Origin of the sequence: Clostridium tarantellae (assembly GCF_009295725.1) — a bacterium.
Taxonomy (GTDB): domain Bacteria; phylum Bacillota; class Clostridia; order Clostridiales; family Clostridiaceae; genus Sarcina; species Sarcina tarantellae.
The window spans coordinates 1-2,412 of sequence record NZ_WHJC01000405.1 but is presented as its reverse complement, the minus strand read 5'-3'; the positions used below and the strand labels follow the sequence as shown (position 1 = coordinate 2,412).

Here is a 2,412-nt window from a genome sequence, read left to right as displayed (position 1 = left end):
GAATATTTAAATATCACCTTTGAGGATAAAGATTCTATTCTTAATGGCTTTTTAGAAAGTGGAAAGATCTATTTAAATAATATAGCAGGAGTTAGTCTTGAATTTAATACTAACTCCTATAATAAAACCTTACTTTTTGAGTATTGCAGATATATTTATAATAATGCCTTTGAATATTTTGAACCTAATTTTAAAGGGTCATTAATTCAGTTACAAATACAAAATGTGGTGAGTGAAAATGATAAAGAATAATTTGCAAAAACAAAGGGATTTATTAAGAACCTACAATATGCCTATGGAAATTGTAAAGAAAATAACCACTGTAGATGAGGATGGTTATAAGAAGGAAGATTATAAAGTAATTTATAAATGTTTTGGTAATATTAATAACCTTTATGGAAAAGAGCTTTATAATGCCTTTGGAGTAGGTTTAGAAAACACTTTAAATATAAGAATTAAATATTGTAATTTATTAAAGGAAATATTCTTTAAAAGTGATAATAAAAATAGAGAGTATAAGGTTAAATGGAATAATATTATTTTTGATATTTTCTTAGTGGATTTTCTAGGCTTTAATAATGAGGATGTTATTTTAAAGGTGAGAAGGTTAGATTAATGGCTTATATAGAAGTTACAGGCCTTGAAGAATTAATAAAGGAATGTGAAAGACTTGGAGGAAAGGGAGCCACTGAAAATGCTAATAGAAAAATACTAAAAAAAGCAGCTAAACTTACACAGGGAGAAGCAAAAGGTAAAGCTCCAAGAAGTGAAAACCCTATGAATAGTGGAAGAAAAGGAAGTAGAACAGGAAAGCATATGGGGGATAATATTCCCCTTAGTGGAGTAAAAAATAGAAATGGAAGTTTATATATAATAGTTGGATGGGATAAAGGAGATAATTCTCCTTTTTTTTATGCCAAATTTATTGAATATGGAACCTCTAAAATTCCTGCCAATCCCTTTTTACTTAATGCTTTAAATAAGTATAAAAAAGATTTTGAACTATTAGCAAAGGTGGAATATGAAAAATTAATTGAAAAGTTAAGGTAAGGACTATGAATAAAAAAATATTAGAAGCTTTAAAAGATTTAAAAGTACCAGTTTTATATGGGTGGTATGATGAAAGTTTAAATAAAACCCATATAACCTTTTTTACCTTTAGTGAGGTTCCTGAAGATTATTCAGATGATGAATATGAAAGTATAGAAAATTATATTCAGGTGGATATTTGGAGCAAGGAAAATGTGGAAGGGTTAAAAAGAAAAGTTAAAAAAGCAATGAAAAATAAGGACTTTATTTATATAGATGGTAGAGATCAATTTGAAACAGATACAAAGCTATATCATAAGGCTTTAAGGTTTTATATAGCAAATGCTGAAGAATAAGGAGGAAAATTAATGGCAGAAACCATAGTAAATAGTAGAAGAATGGGACTTAGAGATATTAGTATTTCAGTAGTTAAAGAAAATAGTACATCTAACTATAGTACAGATGTAGTTAAAAAATTAGCGAGATCCATAAGTGCTAAAGTAACAGAAAAGAAAAAGGTGGATAAAATTTATTCAGATGATGGCACAGAGGATGTTATTGAAACCTTAGAAAGTATTGAAATTGAAATAGAAATAAATGATTTAAGTCCAGAGCAGGAAGCACTATTAAGAGGATGTAAATATGAAAATGGATTTTTAATAGATAATCAAGATGATATGGCTAATGAAATTGCCATAGGATGGAGAGCTAAAAGAACAGATAAAAAATATGAATTTGTATGGAATTATTGTGGTAAGTTCAATGATGGAACTACAGATACCTATGAAACCCAACAGGATAAATTAAAAACTCAAACCCCTAAATTAAAAGGTACTTTCTATCCAAGAGCTAAAGATGGTAACTGGAGGGTAAGAGTTAATGAAAGTTATCTAAAGGAAGAGCATGGGGATGCAAAAAAAGCTATACAAAGTTGGTTTGATAAGGTGCAGGAGCCAGTACAAAAAACACAATAGGAGGAATTTATTTTGAATATAGTATTAAACATTAATGGGGAAAATAAAAGTTTTTCAGCTAGAAAAATAACTGGAATGAAATATAGAAGATTTTTAGAAATACAAAGTGTATTAAGTGAGGTGGAAGAGAAGCAACTTCCTTTTAAACTAGAGCATTATGATATGTTAGTTACCTTCTTAGTGGAAGTCTTTGATAATAAATTTACAGAGGAAGAATTATTAGAAGGATTAGGAGCAGATGAAATTCAAGTTAAATGGATTGAAGTAGCTAAAGAAGTTGATAGTAGAACTAAAGCAGGTATGCAAAAACTAACAAAAAACTAATGAAGGAAGATTCAAAGGAATCTTCCTTTTTTGATGAATACGATAAGGAAAATGGGTATGAAGATGAAAGCATAGAAGAAGAGTA

Annotated in this window: 6 protein-coding genes; all 6 read left to right on the top strand. The window is 28.6% G+C overall.

Annotated features, from left to right (window positions below; genetic code table 11):
• On the top strand, nucleotides 1-252 hold a 252-nt coding region (locus GBZ86_RS15030; RefSeq protein ID WP_152892000.1), incomplete at its 5' end, for a hypothetical protein.
• The gene (locus tag GBZ86_RS15025) at nucleotides 239-616 is read left to right on the top strand and encodes a phage head closure protein (protein WP_152891998.1); all 378 of its coding nucleotides are present in this window, start codon (nucleotides 239-241) and stop codon (nucleotides 614-616) included. The genes GBZ86_RS15030 and GBZ86_RS15025, both read left to right, overlap by 14 nt.
• On the top strand, nucleotides 616-1,050 hold the full coding sequence (locus GBZ86_RS15020) for an HK97-gp10 family putative phage morphogenesis protein (RefSeq protein WP_152891996.1): 435 nt from the start codon (nucleotides 616-618) through the stop codon (nucleotides 1,048-1,050). Before GBZ86_RS15025 ends, GBZ86_RS15020 begins: the two co-directional genes overlap by 1 nt.
• A gap of 5 nt (nucleotides 1,051-1,055) precedes the next feature.
• Nucleotides 1,056-1,385 carry a hypothetical protein gene (locus GBZ86_RS15015; protein ID WP_152891993.1) on the top strand — a complete coding sequence of 110 codons (330 nt, stop codon included), beginning with the start codon at nucleotides 1,056-1,058 and terminating at the stop codon, nucleotides 1,383-1,385.
• Between the two features lie 12 nt (nucleotides 1,386-1,397).
• A complete protein-coding gene (locus tag GBZ86_RS15010) occupies nucleotides 1,398-2,003 on the top strand; it encodes a major tail protein (RefSeq protein WP_152891992.1) in 606 nt (201 codons plus the stop codon).
• 12 nt (nucleotides 2,004-2,015) lie between these two features.
• Nucleotides 2,016-2,327, top strand: a complete 312-nt coding sequence (gene gpG / locus GBZ86_RS15005; protein ID WP_152891990.1) for a phage tail assembly chaperone G — start codon at nucleotides 2,016-2,018, stop codon at nucleotides 2,325-2,327.
• Nucleotides 2,328-2,412 lie beyond the last annotated feature (85 nt).

Bases quoted from the DNA above. Each gene is read 5' to 3' on its own strand.
- GBZ86_RS15025 (WP_152891998.1), top strand. From the start codon at position 239: ATGATAAAGAATAATTTGCAAAAACAAAGGGATTTATTAAGAACCTAC.
- GBZ86_RS15020 (WP_152891996.1), top strand. From the start codon at position 616: ATGGCTTATATAGAAGTTACAGGCCTTGAAGAATTAATAAAGGAATGT.
- GBZ86_RS15015 (WP_152891993.1), top strand. From the start codon at position 1,056: ATGAATAAAAAAATATTAGAAGCTTTAAAAGATTTAAAAGTACCAGTT.
- GBZ86_RS15010 (WP_152891992.1), top strand. From the start codon at position 1,398: ATGGCAGAAACCATAGTAAATAGTAGAAGAATGGGACTTAGAGATATT.